Annotated in this window: 15 protein-coding genes; 10 read left to right on the forward strand and 5 right to left on the reverse strand. The window is 61.8% G+C overall.

All coding sequences use genetic code 11. The features are described 5' to 3' along the window. Positions 1–4: 4 nt before the first annotated feature. The 8 genes from lepA to tadA all read left to right on the forward strand — a co-directional run bounded on the left by lepA (position 5) and on the right by tadA (position 8,154). Positions 5–1,804, forward strand: a complete 1,800-nt coding sequence (gene lepA, locus CIB54_RS01900) for a translation elongation factor 4 (RefSeq protein WP_065951745.1) — start codon at positions 5–7, stop codon at positions 1,802–1,804. A 5-nt stretch (positions 1,805–1,809) separates the two neighbouring features. Continuing rightward, positions 1,810–2,664 (forward strand): signal peptidase I, encoded by an 855-nt coding sequence (lepB, locus tag CIB54_RS01905; protein WP_065951746.1) that lies wholly within the window; start codon positions 1,810–1,812, stop codon positions 2,662–2,664. Between the two features lie 144 nt (positions 2,665–2,808). Beyond that, positions 2,809–3,498 carry a ribonuclease III gene (gene rnc, locus CIB54_RS01910; RefSeq protein ID WP_003188856.1) on the forward strand — a complete coding sequence of 230 codons (690 nt, stop codon included), beginning with the start codon at positions 2,809–2,811 and terminating at the stop codon, positions 3,496–3,498. Beyond that, positions 3,491–4,393, forward strand: a complete 903-nt coding sequence (era, locus tag CIB54_RS01915; protein WP_005785147.1) for a GTPase Era — start codon at positions 3,491–3,493, stop codon at positions 4,391–4,393. Before rnc ends, era begins: the two co-directional genes overlap by 8 nt. Before the next feature lie 149 nt (positions 4,394–4,542). Then, the gene (gene recO, locus CIB54_RS01920) at positions 4,543–5,232 is read left to right on the forward strand and encodes a DNA repair protein RecO (protein ID WP_057724727.1); all 690 of its coding nucleotides are present in this window, start codon (positions 4,543–4,545) and stop codon (positions 5,230–5,232) included. Positions 5,233–5,283: 51 nt separating this feature from the next. After that, positions 5,284–6,027, forward strand: coding sequence for a pyridoxine 5'-phosphate synthase (gene pdxJ, locus CIB54_RS01925; protein WP_101218354.1), 744 nt, complete (start codon positions 5,284–5,286; stop codon positions 6,025–6,027). Between the two features lie 250 nt (positions 6,028–6,277). Next, positions 6,278–7,660: a multicopper oxidase family protein gene (locus CIB54_RS01930; RefSeq protein ID WP_101218356.1), complete on the forward strand. Its 1,383-nt coding sequence runs from the start codon at positions 6,278–6,280 to the stop codon at positions 7,658–7,660. Then, positions 7,660–8,154 carry a tRNA adenosine(34) deaminase TadA gene (gene tadA, locus CIB54_RS01935; protein WP_065951749.1) on the forward strand — a complete coding sequence of 165 codons (495 nt, stop codon included), beginning with the start codon at positions 7,660–7,662 and terminating at the stop codon, positions 8,152–8,154. Before CIB54_RS01930 ends, tadA begins: the two co-directional genes overlap by 1 nt. Positions 8,155–8,293: 139 nt before the next feature. Here the strand turns inward: tadA and cmoB are convergent, their stop codons facing one another. The 5 genes from cmoB to CIB54_RS01960 form a co-directional block, all read right to left on the reverse strand. Then, a complete protein-coding gene (cmoB, locus tag CIB54_RS01940; protein WP_065951750.1) occupies positions 8,294–9,250 on the reverse strand; it encodes a tRNA 5-methoxyuridine(34)/uridine 5-oxyacetic acid(34) synthase CmoB in 957 nt (318 codons plus the stop codon). Further along, complete coding sequence (gene cmoA / locus CIB54_RS01945; RefSeq protein WP_101218358.1) at positions 9,247–9,990, reverse strand: carboxy-S-adenosyl-L-methionine synthase CmoA; 744 nt, start codon at positions 9,988–9,990, stop codon at positions 9,247–9,249. Before cmoA ends, cmoB begins: the two co-directional genes overlap by 4 nt. Before the next feature lie 137 nt (positions 9,991–10,127). Further along, positions 10,128–10,517, reverse strand: coding sequence for a protease inhibitor I42 family protein (locus CIB54_RS01950; RefSeq protein ID WP_065951752.1), 390 nt, complete (start codon positions 10,515–10,517; stop codon positions 10,128–10,130). 189 nt (positions 10,518–10,706) lie between these two features. Continuing rightward, entirely contained in the window at positions 10,707–13,124 is a 2,418-nt protein-coding gene (gene lon / locus CIB54_RS01955) for an endopeptidase La (protein ID WP_065951753.1), read from the reverse strand. A gap of 159 nt (positions 13,125–13,283) precedes the next feature. Continuing rightward, positions 13,284–14,273 carry a GntR family transcriptional regulator gene (locus CIB54_RS01960; protein WP_101218360.1) on the reverse strand — a complete coding sequence of 330 codons (990 nt, stop codon included), beginning with the start codon at positions 14,271–14,273 and terminating at the stop codon, positions 13,284–13,286. 334 nt (positions 14,274–14,607) lie between these two features. Between CIB54_RS01960 and CIB54_RS01965 the strand changes: the two genes are divergently transcribed. Both CIB54_RS01965 and CIB54_RS01970 read left to right on the forward strand, forming a co-directional pair. Further along, on the forward strand, positions 14,608–15,942 hold the full coding sequence (locus CIB54_RS01965) for an amidase (protein ID WP_101218361.1): 1,335 nt from the start codon (positions 14,608–14,610) through the stop codon (positions 15,940–15,942). Between the two features lie 11 nt (positions 15,943–15,953). After that, positions 15,954–16,832: a polysaccharide deacetylase family protein gene (locus tag CIB54_RS01970; protein ID WP_065951755.1), complete on the forward strand. Its 879-nt coding sequence runs from the start codon at positions 15,954–15,956 to the stop codon at positions 16,830–16,832. The last annotated feature ends 69 nt before the right edge of the window (positions 16,833–16,901 follow it).

Genomic DNA, 16,901 nt, shown 5'->3' on the forward strand with positions numbered 1-16,901 from the left:
ATCCGTGAGTGATTTGAGTCATATCCGCAATTTCTCCATCATCGCCCACATTGACCATGGTAAGTCGACGCTGGCCGATCGATTCATCCAGATGTGCGGCGGCCTTGCCGAGCGTGAAATGGAAGCCCAGGTCCTGGACTCCATGGACCTCGAACGCGAGCGCGGGATCACCATCAAGGCCCACAGCGTCACTCTGTACTACACCGCCAAAGACGGTATCAAGTACCAGCTCAACTTCATTGACACCCCGGGCCACGTCGACTTCACCTATGAAGTCAGCCGTTCCCTGGCCGCCTGCGAAGGCGCGCTGCTGGTGGTGGACGCGGGGCAGGGCGTTGAAGCCCAATCCGTGGCCAACTGCTACACCGCCATCGAGCAGGGCCTGGAAGTGATGCCGGTGCTGAACAAGATCGACCTGCCACAGGCCGATCCGGACCGCGTCAAGGAAGAGATCGAAAAAATCATCGGCATTGACGCCACCGACGCCGTCGAGTGCAGCGCCAAGACCGGCCTGGGCGTCGATGAAGTGCTCGAGCGCCTGGTCAAGACCATTCCCGCGCCGACCGGCAACTACGACGATCCGCTGCAAGCGTTGATCATCGACTCCTGGTTCGACAACTACCTGGGCGTTGTCTCCCTGGTGCGCGTGCGCCATGGCCGCGTGAAGAAGGGCGACAAGATCCTGGTCAAGTCCACCGGCAAGATCCACCTGGTGGACAGCGTCGGCGTGTTCAACCCCAAGCACACCGCTACCACTGATCTGAAAGCTGGCGAAGTAGGCTTCATCATCGCCGGTATCAAGGACATCCACGGTGCGCCGGTCGGTGACACCCTGACCCTGAGCTCCACGCCGGATGTCGACGTGCTGCCTGGCTTCAAGCGCATCCAGCCACAGGTCTATGCCGGTCTGTTCCCGGTCAGCTCCGACGACTTCGAAGACTTCCGCGAAGCCCTGCAAAAGCTGACCCTCAACGACTCGTCGTTGCAGTACACCCCGGAAAGCTCCGACGCCCTGGGCTTCGGCTTCCGTTGCGGGTTCCTCGGCATGCTGCACATGGAGATCATCCAGGAGCGCCTGGAGCGCGAATACGACCTGGACCTGATCACCACCGCGCCAACGGTTATTTTCGAGCTGGCGCTGAAAACCGGTGAAACGATTTACGTCGATAACCCCTCCAAGCTTCCAGACCTGTCTTCGATCGAAGACATGCGTGAACCGATCGTACGCGCCAATATCCTTGTACCGCAGGAACACCTGGGCAACGTCATTACCCTGTGTATCGAAAAGCGTGGCGTGCAGCACGACATGCTGTTCCTCGGCACCCAGGTGCAAGTGACCTATGATTTGCCGATGAACGAAGTGGTCCTGGACTTCTTCGATCGTCTCAAATCCACCAGTCGCGGCTATGCTTCGCTGGACTACCATTTCGACCGTTACCAGTCGGCTAATCTGGTGAAGCTGGATGTATTGATCAACGGCGACAAGGTTGATGCCCTGGCACTGATCGTGCACAAGGACAATGCGCACTACAAAGGTCGCCAGTTGACCGAGAAGATGAAAGAGCTGATTCCGCGTCAGATGTTCGACGTTGCGATCCAGGCCGCCATTGGCGGGCAGATCATTGCGCGGACCTCCGTCAAGGCACTCAGAAAGAACGTACTGGCCAAATGCTACGGTGGCGACGTCAGCCGTAAGCGCAAACTGCTTGAGAAGCAAAAGGCCGGTAAAAAACGCATGAAGCAAGTGGGCAATGTGGAAATTCCACAAGAAGCCTTCCTTGCGGTGCTCAGGTTGGATAGTTAGGTCCTATGTCGCTAAATTTCCCGCTGTTGCTGGTCATCGCCGTTGCCGTTTGTGGTTTCCTGGCGTTGCTCGATCTGGTGTTCTTCGCCCCGCGTCGGCGTGCGGCTATCGCGTCCTATCAGGGCAGCGTCAGCCAGCCCGATGCCGTGGTGGTCGAGAAGCTGAACAAAGAGCCTTTGCTGGTTGAATACGGCAAATCGTTCTTCCCGGTGCTGTTCATCGTGCTGGTGCTGCGTTCGTTCCTGGTGGAGCCGTTTCAGATCCCTTCGGGGTCGATGAAGCCTACCCTGGACGTGGGCGACTTCATTCTGGTGAACAAGTTTTCCTACGGGATCCGCTTGCCGGTGATCGACAAGAAGGTCATTGAAGTCGGTGACCCGCAGCGCGGTGATGTGATGGTGTTCCGCTACCCGAGCGACCCGAACGTCAACTACATCAAGCGTGTGGTCGGCCTGCCGGGCGACGTGATCCGCTACACCAGCGACAAGCGCCTGTTCATCAACGGTGAGTCGGTGGCCGAACAACTGTTGGGCGCCGAGCCGAACACCTTGGGCAGCGCCGAGCTGTACCAGGAAAAACTCGGTGCGGTTGAGCACCAGATCCGCAAGGAAATGAGCCGCTACCGCGCGATGCCCGATGGCCAGTGGAAAGTGCCGGCCGGGCACTACTTCATGATGGGCGACAACCGCGACAACTCCAACGACAGCCGCTACTGGGACGACCCCAATATTCCCAAGGACCTGCTGGGCATGGTGCCCGACGAGAATATCGTCGGCAAAGCCTTCGCGGTCTGGATGAGTTGGCCGGAACCCAAGCTCAGCCACCTGCCGAACTTCTCGCGGGTGGGGCTGATCAAGTAATACAGGCGGCGCTGTGATCACAGCGCCGAATGCTTTTCTGGGGCTAGGACATTTTCCCATGCCCGGTACCCATCAGGATTTGAATTTGAACACTGCGTCAATCGTCGATGGCCGCCGGTGCCACCAACTAGATATGGATAAACCGTGACCGTTTCTCTCAGTCGTCTCGAGCGCCAGCTCGGCTACACCTTCAAGGACCAGGAATTGATGGTCCTTGCCCTCACCCACCGCAGCTTTGCAGGGCGCAATAACGAGCGCCTGGAATTCCTCGGTGACGCCATCCTCAATTTCGCCGCCGGTGAGGCGTTGTTCGAGCGTTTCCCGCAAGCGCGCGAAGGCCAGCTTTCGCGCCTGCGCGCCCGCCTTGTGAAAGGCGAGACCCTGGCCGTGCTGGCCCGCGGTTTCGGCCTGGGCGAATACCTGCGCCTCGGTTCCGGTGAGTTGAAAAGCGGCGGTTTCCGTCGCGAGTCGATCCTGGCTGATGCCTTGGAAGCCTTGATCGGTGCGATCTACCTCGATGCAGGGATGGAGACGGCCAAGGAGCGCGTGGTCGCCTGGCTGGCTTCGGAAATCGAAAGCCTGACGCTGGTCGACACCAACAAGGATCCCAAGACCCGCCTGCAGGAATACCTGCAGTCCCGCGGTTGCGAACTGCCACGCTATGAAGTGGTGGATATCCAGGGCGAGCCGCATTGCCGCGTGTTCTTCGTGGAATGTGAAATCACCTTACTGAACGAAAAAAGCCGAGGTCAGGGTGTGAGCCGTCGTATTGCCGAACAGGTAGCGGCCGCTGCAGCACTGATTGCCCTGGGCGTGGAGAATGGCCATGACTGATTCAACCGCAACACGATGTGGCTATGTTGCCATCGTCGGCCGCCCCAATGTGGGCAAGTCCACGCTGCTCAACCACATCCTCGGCCAGAAGCTTGCGATCACTTCGCGCAAGCCGCAGACCACCCGCCACAACATGCTGGGCATCAAGACCGAAGGCAACGTCCAAGCGGTCTACGTGGACACCCCGGGCATGCACAAGGGCGGTGAAAAGGCGCTTAACCGCTACATGAACAAGACCGCTTCGGCGGCGTTGAAAGACGTCGACGTGGTGATCTTCGTGGTCGACCGCACCAAGTGGACCGACGAAGACCAGATGGTCCTCGAACGCGTGCAGTACGTCACCGGCCCGTTGATCGTCGCGCTGAACAAGACCGACCGTATCGAAGACAAAGCCGAACTGATGCCGCACCTGACCTGGCTGCAGGAACAACTGCCGAATGCCCAGATCATGCCGATCTCGGCGCAGCACGGCCACAACCTTGAAGCCCTGGAGCGCGTGATCGCCGGGTACCTGCCGGAGAACGAGCATTTCTTCCCGGAAGACCAGATCACCGACCGCAGCAGTCGCTTCCTTGCCGCCGAACTGGTGCGCGAGAAAATCATGCGCCAGATGGGCGCCGAGCTGCCGTACCAGATCACCGTTGAAATCGAAGAGTTCAAGCAGCAGGGCAAAACCCTGCACATCCATGCGCTGATCCTCGTTGAGCGTGACGGCCAGAAGAAAATCATCATTGGCGACAAGGGCGAGCGCATCAAGCGCATCGGCACCGAGGCGCGCAAGGACATGGAATTGCTGTTCGATTCCAAGATCATGCTGAACCTGTGGGTGAAGGTTAAGGGTGGCTGGTCCGATGATGAGCGCGCGTTGCGCTCCCTGGGCTACGGCGACCTGTAAGGCTTGAATGCACCGCAGGGCTGAAAAATGTGGGAGGGGGCTTGCTCCCGATAGCGGTGGGTCAGTTAATAGATAAGTGACTGACACACTGCCATCGGGGCAAGCCCCCTCCCACATTAGGTTGATGTTGTTTTCAAAATCGAGAACTCATGTCGCAATCCCCACCTCCCAGCCAGCTCGCCTACGTGCTGCACAGCCGCGCCTACCGTGAGACCAGCGCCCTGGTGGACTTCCTCACGCCCCAGGGCCGTCTGCGCGCGGTTCTGCGCAGCGCGCGGGGCAAGGCCGGTACGTTGGCGCGGCCGTTCGTGGCCCTGGACGTGGAGTTTCGCGGCAAGGGCGAGCTGAAGAACGTCGGCCGCCTGGAAAGCGTCGGCACGTCCGCCTGGCTCAATGGCGATGCGCTGTTCAGCGGGCTCTACCTCAATGAGCTGCTGATCCGCCTGCTGCCCGCCGAAGACCCGCACCCGGCCGTCTTCGATCACTACGCCGCCACCTTGCTCGCGCTCGCTGAAGGCCGCCCCCTGGAGCCGCTGCTGCGGGCCTTTGAATGGCGCCTGCTGGATGACCTGGGCTACGGTTTTGAATTGCACAACGACCTGCACGGAGACCCTGTCGCCGCCGACGGCCTGTATCGCCTGCAAGTGGACGCGGGCCTTGAGCGCGTGTACCTGTTGCAACCCGGCCTGTTCCAGGGCGCCGAGTTGTTGGCCATGAGTGAAGCGGACTGGACCGCCCCCGGTGCCTTGTCCGCCGCCAAGCGCCTGATGCGCCAGGCGCTGGCCGTACACCTGGGCGGACGGCCGCTGGTCAGTCGCGAGTTGTTTCGAAAGCCCTGACATCCCCGTGTATGCTGTGCACCGATTCTTTCCCTTTTCAGGAGCGCTTCCGTGACCACCAGCAATCGCATTCTTCTTGGCGTCAACATCGACCACGTCGCCACCCTGCGCCAGGCTCGGGGCACCCGTTACCCTGACCCGGTCAAGGCCGCGCTGGACGCCGAAGAAGCGGGCGCCGACGGCATCACCGTGCACCTGCGCGAAGACCGCCGCCACATCCAGGAGCGCGACGTGCTGCTGCTCAAGGATGTGCTGCAGACCCGCATGAATTTCGAAATGGGCGTCACCGAAGAAATGATGCAGTTCGCCGAGCGCATCCGCCCGGCGCACATTTGCCTGGTGCCGGAAACCCGCCAGGAATTGACCACCGAAGGCGGTCTCGACGTGGCCGGCCAGGAAGCGCGGATCAAGGCCGCCGTGGAGCGCCTGTCAAAGATCGGCAGCGAAGTGTCGTTGTTCATCGACGCCGACGCGCGTCAGATCCAGGCCTCACGCCGCGTCGGCGCCCCGGCCATCGAACTGCACACCGGCCGCTACGCCGATGCCACCACGCCGACCGAAGTGGCTGAAGAGCTGCAACGCATCATCGACGGCGTGAACTGCGGGCTTGGCGAAGGCCTGATCGTCAACGCCGGCCATGGCCTGCACTACCACAACGTCGAAGCCGTGGCGGCGATCAAGGGCATCAACGAATTGAACATCGGCCACGCGCTGGTGGCCCATGCGCTGTTCGTCGGTTTCAAAGGTGCCGTGGCCGAGATGAAGGCCCTGATCCTGGCGGCTGCCAGAACCTGAGCGAACACACTCTAAGACTCAGTGGAGTTCAAAATGTGGGAGGAGGCTTGCCCCCGATGGCGGTGTATCAGGTAAGAATAGGCTGACTGACACACTGCCATCGGGGGCAAGCCCCCTCCCACATTTTTGATCTTCATTAACGTCCGCAATTTCGCTGTGCGGCAATGCGAACCCTTACTGTTTAGGCCCCGCAGGTGTATCGTATCTGCCCTTTGCGGGCCTTGGCCTGCGGTAGATACGTGAGGTTGCTGTGTCCCAATCGTTTTCCCGTCGACAGATTCTCGGTGGCCTTGCCGGCCTGGCAGTAGTCGGTGTGGGCGCGGGTGGCGCCTATCGCTACTGGCTGGGCAAGGTCGCCGATGCCAACGCAGGAAGCGACTACCAACTGATTGCCGCCCCCCTGGACGTGGAACTGGTGTCGGGCCACACCACCCAGGCCTGGGCGTTCGGCCCCTCGGCGCCCGGCACCGAGTTGCGGGTACGCCAGGGCGAGTGGCTGCGGGTGCGTTTTATCAACCACCTGCCGGTCGCCACCACCATCCACTGGCATGGCATCCGCCTGCCGCTGGAAATGGACGGCGTGCCCTACGTCTCGCAATTGCCGGTACTGCCCGGGGAATACTTCGACTACAAGTTCCGTGTGCCCGACGCCGGCAGCTACTGGTATCACCCGCACGTCAACAGCAGCGAAGAACTCGGCCGTGGCCTGGTCGGACCGCTGATCATCGAGGAGCGCGAGCCTACCGGTTTCAAGCACGAACGCACCCTCAGCCTGAAAAGCTGGCACGTGGACGAAGAGGGCGCCTTTGTCGCCTTCAGCATTCCCCGTGAGGCGGCGCGCGGCGGTACGGCGGGGCGTTTATCCACCATCAATGGCGTGTCCCAGGCCGTGATCGACCTGCCGGCCGGGCAGATTACCCGTGTGCGCCTGCTCAACCTCGACAACACCCTGACGTATCGCATCAACATTCCGGATGTCGACGCGCAGATCTACGCGCTGGACGGCAACCCCATCGAGCCGCGCCCGCTGGGCAAGGAATACTGGCTGGGCCCAGGCATGCGTATCTGCCTGGCGATCAAGGCGCCGCCCGCCGGCGAAGAGCTGTCGATCCGCAATGGTCCGGTGCGCCTGGGCACGTTCCGCTCGGTGGCCAACACCGACGCGCCCACCGAATGGCCCCCGGCGCTGCCGGCCAACCCGGTTGCCGAACCGGACCTGGCCAATGCCGAGAAACTCAACTTCAATTTCGAATGGGTCGGTTCGGTGTCGGTCAACGTCGACAACGGCAAGCCGCCGAGCCTGTGGCAGATCAACGGCCAGGCCTGGGACATCACCGACAAGACCTGCGCCGACCGGCCCATCGCCAGGCTCGAGAAGGGCAAGAGCTATATTTTCGAACTGAAGAACATGACCCAGTACCAGCACCCGATCCACCTGCACGGCATGAGTTTCAAGGTCATTGCGTCGAACCGCCACAAGGTCATCCCGTACTTCACCGACACCTACCTGCTGGGCAAGAACGAACGCGCCCGTGTGGCGCTGGTGGCGGATAACCCGGGCGTATGGATGTTCCACTGCCATGTGATCGACCATATGGAAACCGGCCTGATGGCCGCCATCGAGGTGGCGTGATGCGCCAGATTCGCCCGGCGATCATCGACCGCAGCCGCGACCAGGACTTCATGCGCGAAGCCCTGGCACTCGCCGCCCAGGGCGCCGCGCTGGGTGAAGTGCCGGTGGGCGCGGTGCTGGTGCAGGACGGTGAGATCATCGGCCGCGGTTTCAACTGCCCGATCAGCGGCAATGACCCCAGTGCCCATGCCGAGATGGTCGCAATCCGCGCGGCCGCCCACGCCGTCAGCAATTACCGCCTGCCGGGCAGCACCCTCTATGTGACGTTGGAACCGTGCAGCATGTGCGCGGGCCTGATCGTGCATTCGCGAATTGCACGGGTGGTGTACGGCGCACTGGAGCCCAAGGCCGGGATCGTGCAGAGCCAGGGGCAGTTTTTTACCCAGGGCTTTCTCAACCATCGGGTCCTGTTTGAAGGTGGGGTGCTGGCCGAGGAGTGCGGCACCGTGTTGAGTGAATTCTTCAAGGCTCGCCGGGCCAAACCCCCACTCTAAAGAACACTGAGGCGCAAATGTGGGAGGGGGCTTGCCCCCGATAGCAGAGTGTCAGTCACCCTGTCCATGGCTGATACATCGCTATCGGGGGCAAGCCCCCTGCCACATTTTGCCCTGCGTTTGTTCAGGCAGCGTGCCGTTATTTCCTGGCGATGATCACCGCCCGCATCGGCGCCGGCAGCCCTTCAATGGTCTTGCTGTGATCTTCGGGATCGAGGAAATCACTGAGCGACTGGTACTTCATCCATGCCGTCCCGCGTTGTTCCTCGACCGTGGTCACGCTCACATCCACGCAGCGCACATCGCTGAATCCCGCGCGGCGCAACCACAGCATCAGCGCCGGCACCGAGGGCAGGAACCACACGTTACGCATCTGCGCATAGCGGTCTTCCGGCACCAGCACTTGCTGCTGATCGCCTTCCACCACCAGGGTTTCCAGCACCAGCTCACCGCCTTTGACCAGCGTGTCTTTCAGCGCCAGCAAGTGTTCGATCGGCGAACGCCGGTGATAGAACACGCCCATGGAAAACACCGTGTCGAAACCCTCAAGGTTTGCCGGCAAGTCTTCGAACGGGAACGGCAGGTGCCAGGCCCTGGGTTCGGACAGGTAACGCTGCACCGCCTGGAACTGGCAGAAGAACAGCCAGTTGGGGTCTACGCCAATCACGCTGTCGGCGCCGGCGCCGAGCATGCGCCACATGTAATAGCCGTTGCCGCAACCCACATCGAGGATGCGCTTGCCCTTCAAGTCCAGGTGCGGCGCCACGCGGGACCATTTCCAGTCCGAGCGCCATTCGGTGTCAACATGCACGCCGAACAGGTGAAACGGGCCTTTGCGCCAAGGGCTCAGCCCCATGAGCGCGGTGTGCATCTGTGCGCGAGTCTCGTCGTCGCAATCAGTGTCCAGCACCAGGCCGTTCAACAGGTCCACTTCACTGGGCTGGATCTTCGGCAGTGCGTCCAAGGCACTCTGCCAGCGCTCGAGGTCGCCGTGGCCTTTTTCCATCTTGCTATCGAGCTGCGCTTGCAGGCCCTGGGCCCACACGGCCAGGGGAGTACCGACCAGGTGGCGGGCGAGGGGAGACAAATCAATCATGGCAAGGCAATCAACGAGGCAAAGTTAAGACACTGGAACCACGGCACGACTTTCGAGAACCCGGCCGCCAGCAGGCGTTCGCGGTGTTCTTCGAGGCTGTCGGGCTTCATGACATTTTCGATGGCGCTGCGCTTCTGGGCGATTTCCAGTTCGCTGTAGCCGTTGGCGCGCTTGAACGCGATATGCAGGTCGGACAGCAACGCGTGTTCTTCGCCATCGTTGAAACGCAGCTTTTCCGAGAGGATCAGTGCGCCGCCCGGCAGCAGCGACTGACGGATGCGCCCGAGCAGCGCCAGGCGCTCATCGGGTGCGATAAATTGCAGGGTGAAGTTCAGCGCCACCACTGAGGCCGGTTGGAAGTGCAGGGCGAGGATATCGCCTTCGATCACCTCCACCGGCAGCAATTCCTCGAACATCGAGTCCTGGCCATTGAGGTATTGGCGGCAGCGTTCGACCATCGCCGTCGAGTTATCCACCGCGATCACCCGGCAACCCTCGGTGCGCACATGGCGGCGCAGGGCCTGGGTGACCGCGCCCAGGGATGAGCCCAGGTCATACAGCACGCTGTTGGGCTGGGCGAACCGGGCGGCGAGCACGCCGAGGTTTTCAACGATGGTCGGGTAACCGGGCACCGAGCGCTTGATCATGTCCGGGAACACCCGCACCACGTCCTCGTTAAAGGCGAAGTCCGGCACCTGGGGCAGGGGCTGGGCGAATAGGCGATCGGGTTCTTTGCTCACGGTTGTTCCGGCGACGAAGGGGAAAGGCCGGCATTTTAGCGTAGGAGCTGGCTTGCCTGCGATGGTCGTCAACGATTACGCAGACATTCTGGATGAACGCGGTGCCGGAATCAGCACGTCACCACAGCCTTGACCCATCAGTTCACCGTAATCGCGCATTCAAAGATCTCGACGGGTTCGGCTTCCGGTTCCCACGGTTGCTGGGAGGTCAGGCGCAAACGGCCCTGGCCGGCGGCGAATGCCTGGAAGCGCCAGGTCGACTGGCCACCACCCCCGATCACGCCGGATTCGCTGCTGCTGTACACCTCTGGGCTCAGCGCGCGCAACACGCCGCCGGCGGAATCCTGGATAGCCCAGCGATAGCCGGTGGTGGGATTGCTGGGCAGGGTGAGGATCAGGTTTTGTCCGGTTTTAAGCGGGAGCGGACAGGCGCTCTGGTTGTCCACGGTGACGTTTTGCTTCGGCGCACTGGCGCACGCGGCCAGCAGGGCAAGGCTCAGGGGGAGAAGCAGGCGGGCTGCGGTCATGGGGGCTCCGTTTATACACGACGAAGGGCGAGCATAACCGAAGATGAGACAGGGTGTGACAGGAGGGGGTGTGTTGGCAGGTCTGGCCGCATCGGGGGCAAGCCCCCTCTCACATGTTGATTTGTGAATACATTCAAGTGTGGGAGGGGGCTTGCCCCCGATGAGGCCAGCTCAGGCACTACATAACTGTCAGAAAAGCACCTTCGCCACATCCGCAAAGCGCTTGGCAAAGTGCACGGTCATGCCTTCCTTCAGGTACTCCGGCAGTTCTTCAAAGCTGCCACGGTTGGGCTCCGGCAGGATCAGCTCGTGAATCTTCTGGCGCCGCGCCGCAATCACTTTTTCGCGCACTCCGCCAATCGGCAGCACATGCCCGGTCAGGGTCAGTTCGCCGGTCATCGCCACGCCTTTCTTTGGCGGCTGGTTGCGTGCCAGTGACAGCAACGCGCTGGCCATGGTCACACCCGCGCTCGGGCCGTCTTTGGGCGTGGCACCTTCCGGCACGTGCAGGTGGACGAAGGCTTCATCGAAGAACTTCGGATCACCGCCAAACGACTTCAGGTTCGAGCTGATGAAGCTGTAGGCGATTTCTGCGGACTCCTTCATCACTTCACCCAACTGGCCGGTGAGCTTGAAGCCGCGATTGAGCGTGTGGATGCGCGTCGCTTCGATCGGCAGGGTGGCGCCGCCCATGCTGGTCCAGGCCAGGCCGGTAATCACGCCGGTGCCGGACAGTACCTGTTCATTGCGGAACACGGGCATGCCCAGGGAGCTTTCCAGGTCCTTGCTGCCGATCTTGATCACCGAATCCGGCTCATCCAGCAGCTTGACCACGGCCTTGCGCACCAATTTGCCCAGTTGTTTCTCCAACTGACGCACACCGGCTTCCCGGGCATAGCCATCAATCAGCGCACGCAAGGCGCCGTCGCTGATGCTCAGACTGTTTTTCGAGACGCCGGCTTTTTCCAGCTGCTTGGGCCACAGGTGACGCTTGGCGATGGCGACTTTTTCCTCGGTGATATAGCCCGACAGGCGAATCACTTCCATACGGTCGAGCAGCGGGCCGGGAATCGAGTCCAGGGTGTTGGCGGTGCACACGAACAGCACTTTGGACAGGTCCAGGCGCAGGTCCAGGTAGTGGTCGAGGAATTCGACGTTCTGTTCCGGGTCGAGGGTTTCGAGCAACGCCGACGCCGGGTCGCCCTGGAAGCTCTGGCCCATCTTGTCGATCTCGTCGAGCATGATCACCGGGTTCATCACCTCCACATCTTTGAGCGCCTGCACCAGCTTGCCGGGCAGGGCGCCGATGTAGGTGCGGCGATGGCCCTTGATCTCGGCCTCATCACGCATGCCGCCGACACTGAACCGGTAGAACGGCCGGCCCAGGGATTCGGCGATGGATTTACCCACGCTGGTCTTGCCCACGCCCGGCGGGCCCACCAGCAGCACGATGGAACCGGCGACTTCGCCTTTATAGGCACCCACCGCGAGAAATTCGAGGATACGGCTCTTGATGTCGTCCAGGCCCGCATGATGCTTGTCCAGCACCTTGCGCGCGTGTTTCAGGTCGAGTTTATCTTCGCCATACACGCCCCACGGCACCGAGGTGGCCCAGTCCAGGTAATTGCGCGTGACCGCGTATTCCGGCGAGCCGGTTTCGAGGATGGAGAGTTTGTTGAGTTCTTCATCGATGCGTTTTTTCGCCTGGGCCGGCAGTACTTTGCCTTCCAGCCGCTGCTCGAATTGCTCGACGTCGGCGCTGCGGTCGTCCTTGGTCAGGCCCAGTTCCTGCTGGATGACCTTGAGCTGTTCCTTGAGGAAGAACTCGCGCTGGTGCTCGCCGATCTTGCGGTTCACTTCGGCGGACAGCTCTTTCTGCAGACGCGCGACTTCGACCTCTTTGCGCAGCATCGGCAGCACTTTTTCCATGCGCTTGAGCATGGGCACGCAATCGAGCACTTCCTGCAACTCGTTACCGGTGGCCGAGGTCAGCGCGGCGGCGAAGTCGGTGAGCGGCGACGGGTCGTTGGGGCTGAAGCGGTTGAGGTAGTTCTTCAGCTCTTCGCTGTACAGCGGGTTGAGCGGCAGCAGTTCCTTGATCGCGTTGATCAGCGCCATGCCGTAGGCCTTGACCTCGTCGGTCGGCTCGCTCGGCTGGTGCGGGTATTCCACCTCCACCAGGTACGGCGGGCGGTGATGCTTGAGCCAGGTCTTGATACGCACGCGGGTCAGCCCCTGGGCCACGAATTGCAGCTTGCCGTTCTCGCGGCTGGCGTGGTGCACCTTGACCAGCGTGCCGTACAGCGGCAGGGCCGAGGTGTCGAAATGGCGTGGGTCTTCGGGCGGTGTGTCCATGAAAAACAGGGCGAGGGAGTGGTGGTCGGATTTGCTCACCAGTTCCAGGGTCTCGGCCCAGGGCTCTTCGTTGACGATCACCGGCAAGACTTGCGCCGGGAAAAACGGCCGGTTGTGGATCGGGATGATGTAAACCTTGTCCGGCAGGTTCTGCCCAGGCAGGGCCAGGCCGGTGTTGGACGAGGATTCAGCGTTTTCGGGGTCGGCGTAGTCGTTCAAGTCGTAATCAGGGATGTCTTGCTGGTCGCTCATGGGGCACCTGCATCAGGAAGTATGGTGCTTAGATGGGGCAGGGCTGTGGTGGTTTCAATGGTGGGGGTGAGATAGCAACATATTGCATGAAATTATCAGAACGACGCTGGACTAGTGTGGGAGGAGGAAAGCCCCCTGCCACATTGGGTCTGTGCTGGGTCAGCTGATTTTGTGCAGGTAGGCGGGTAGCGGTTGTTCGGGCAGCACCGACAACACTTTCAACCGCTGCAACATCCTTTGACTGGCCCTTTGCAAATGCTCACGCAGATTCAGCGCCGCCGCATCAAACGCGCCGTGCAGCAACAACTCCAGAATCAGTCGATGTTCGGCCAACATCGCCGGATCGGCGCCAATCCCCAGCAACCGATAAAAAATCCGACTGATGATCATCGGGCTCTGCCCCTGTCGAATCAGCGCCGCGATCTTGCGATTCTGCAGGCCGGCCAGGCAGCGTTGGTGCAAGTCTTCCTCGATCTGCTCGATGGCCTCCAGGCTGCACTGCACACTGTCCTGGGCGTCCAGCACGCGTTGCAGCATGGCTTCAAGCAGCTCGCGATCGAGGTTGGGCGCGCTCTGGCGCAGGGCTTCGGGCTCAAGGCAGGCGCGCAGTTCGTAGTCTTCGGTGACTTCCCGCGCGGTCAAAGGCCCGGCCAGCCATTGGGAGTAGGGCTCTTTTTCCACCAGGCCACGGTCGCGCAGGCGCATCAGCGCTTCACGCACTACCGCGCGGCTGACGCCGTAGTGGTCGGCGGCGGCTTGCTCGTCCAGGCGGTAGTGGCCGAAGGCAATGCAGGTGGACAACGCTGCGCCGATTTCCTCGACGATGCGTTCGCCCAGCGGCCGCGTGTCCACTAGCTCGTCCTCGCCGTTAAGACCCAGGTGCGCATGGCTCAGGGGCAGGCGCAACGGCTCCATGGCCAGGCCTTGCGGATTGATCAGGTAGCCCCGGCCGTTGAAGCGGCAGATCAAGCCTTCGTCATGCAGCAGGTCGAGGGCCTTGCGCACCGGCACGCGGCTGGTGCCAAACAACTCGGCCAGCGGCGCTTCGAGCAACACCAGCCCATGGCGGGCGGTGCCGTTGACGATCGCGTCGCGCATCACTTTGTGAATCATCGCGTAACGGGAGGCCGAGGCGGACACTGCTTTCATTGCGTTCTCAGAGGTGGAGGGACCGTTGACCGGGGATTCTCTCATAGATGCGCCTGTCACTCTGCGCCACGTCGGCGGCACGTTTTTGGGGCTTGGGAAGTCGACCTGTTACTTTTCTGCACCAAAATGTACTTATTACTAAAAAGTACATTATTTCGTAGCAGAACCTGAGCAAGCGCCTGCGCAGATTTTTTACCTGGTCAAACACCCTCTACCTCGCGGCTCTGGCCGCAAACCGCTGTCTGCGCAAAATTGGTTGAGCACAGACTGGCACGAAAGCTGCCTTTACAAAATGTACATTTTATTAATATGTACGTTTGTGAGGGTCATCCTGATGTCAGACGCCACTTCAATGGCCGAGGACTTCGCCAGTGGTCGCAGCGACCCGGTGCAAGCCCTCGAACAGGCACTGGACAAAGCCAGCCAGGTTCCGTCGGTATTTATCAGCCTGACGCCCGAGCGCGCCCGTCGTGAAGCCCAAGCCTCTGCCGCACGTTGGCGCGCCGGCCAGCCGTTGAGCAGGTTCGATGGCGTGCCGCTGGCCTGGAAGGACCTGTTCGACGTGGCTGGCAGCATCACCACGGCGGGCGCCGCCTATCGCCGCCATGCGCCCGTCGCGTTGCTCGATGCACCCACCGTCGGCCTGCTGTGTCGTGCCGGAATGGTCAGCGTCGGCAAGACCAACCTCAGCGAACTGGCCTATTCCGGCCTGGGCCTGAACCCCCATTTCGGCACGCCGCACAATCCCCATGGCAATGATCAACCGCGCATCCCCGGCGGATCTTCCTCGGGGTCGGCCGTGGCCGTTGCCGCCGGCATCGTGCCCATCGCCATGGGCACCGACACTGCCGGGTCCATCCGCATTCCCTCGGCGTTCAACGGCCTGGTGGGTTACCGCAGCAGCAGTCGGCGCTACAGCCGCGATGGCGTGTTCCCACTGGCGCACAGCCTCGACAGCCTCGGCCCGATAAGCCGCAGCGTGCGTGACGCCCTGGCCGTCGACGACTTGCTGCATGGCCGCAGCCACACCCAGAGCCAGACCTCCATCGCCCGCAGCCTCAAGGGCCAGCGCTTCGTGCTGGCGCAGCAGGACGTCGAACCCGCCGTGGGCAACAACCTGTTGCGCGCGGTCGCGCAACTCAAGGCCCACGGCGCGCTGGTCGAAGCGCGCGAATGCCCGGCCTTCCAGGCGACACTGGAACTGATCAAGCACCATGGCTGGCTCGGCGCCTTCGAAGCCTTCGCCCTGCACCAGGCGTTACTCGACAGCCGCGACGCCGATCAGCTCGACCCTCGCGTGCGCCGTCGCCTGGAAGCCGCACGCTCACTGCCGGCCAGCCAACTGATCCACCTGACCGACTCCCGCCGCCGCCTGCAACAGCAACTGATCGAAGACCTCGACGGCGCCGTCCTGATTACGCCGACCGTTGCCCACGTGGCCCCGCCGTTAGCCGCGCTTGAAGCTGACGATGACCTGTTCGTTCAAACCAACCTCGCCACCCTGCGCCTGACCATGCCCGGCAGTTTGCTCGACATGCCAGGCGTGACCCTGCCCAGCGGCTGCGATGCCCAGGGGCTGCCCACCGGGTTGCTGCTCAGCGTCCCGACGGGAGAAGACGCACGCCTGCTGCGCGCAGCGTTGTGCGTTGAATCCGTAATGACAATTTAAGGAGACACTCCATGGCTAAAGACATCCTCTGTGCATTTGGCGTCGACGTTGACGCCGTCGCCGGCTGGCTCGGTTCCTACGGCGGTGAAGACTCGCCGGACGACATCTCTCGCGGCCTGTTTGCCGGTGAAATCGGCGCGCCACGCCTGCTCAAACTGTTCGAACGCTACGGCCTGCGCACCACCTGGTTTATCCCCGGTCACTCGATGGAAACCTTCCCCGAGCAGATGAAGGCCGTGGCCGACGCCGGCCACGAGATCGGCGTGCACGGCTACAGCCACGAAAACCCGATCGCGATGACCGCCGAGCAGGAAGAAATCGTTCTCGACAAGTCCATCGAACTGATCACCCGGGTCACCGGCAAGCGCCCCACCGGCTACGTGGCGCCTTGGTGGGAGTTCAGCAAGGTCACCAACGAACTGCTGCTGAAAAAAGGCATCAAGTACGACCACAGCCTGATGCACAACGACTTCCACCCTTACTACGTGCGCAAGGGCGATACCTGGACCAGGATCGACTACAGCCAGCACCCCGATACCTGGATGAAACCCCTGGTGCGCGGCGAAGAAACCGACCTGGTGGAGATCCCGGCCAACTGGTACCTCGACGACCTGCCGCCGATGATGTTCATCAAGAAAGCCCCCAACAGCCACGGCTTCGTCAACCCGCGTCACCTGGAAGAAATGTGGCGCGACCAGTTCGACTGGGTCTACCGCGAACACGAACACGCCGTGTTCACCATGACCATCCACCCCGACGTGTCCGGCCGCCCGCAAGTGCTGCTGATGCTCGAGCGTCTGATCGAACACATCCAGAGCCATGCCGGCGTGCGCTTCGTCACCTTTGACGAAATTGCCGATGACTTCATCCGCCGCCAGCCGCGTACCTGAACCTGCGTCACCCTGTAGGAGCGGGCTTGCTCGCGAAGAACCAGAGAGCGCCGCGTGCATCCAGGATGC

Origin of the sequence: Pseudomonas fluorescens, assembly GCF_002837185.1 — a bacterium.
Classification (GTDB): domain Bacteria; phylum Pseudomonadota; class Gammaproteobacteria; order Pseudomonadales; family Pseudomonadaceae; genus Aquipseudomonas; species Aquipseudomonas fluorescens_AM.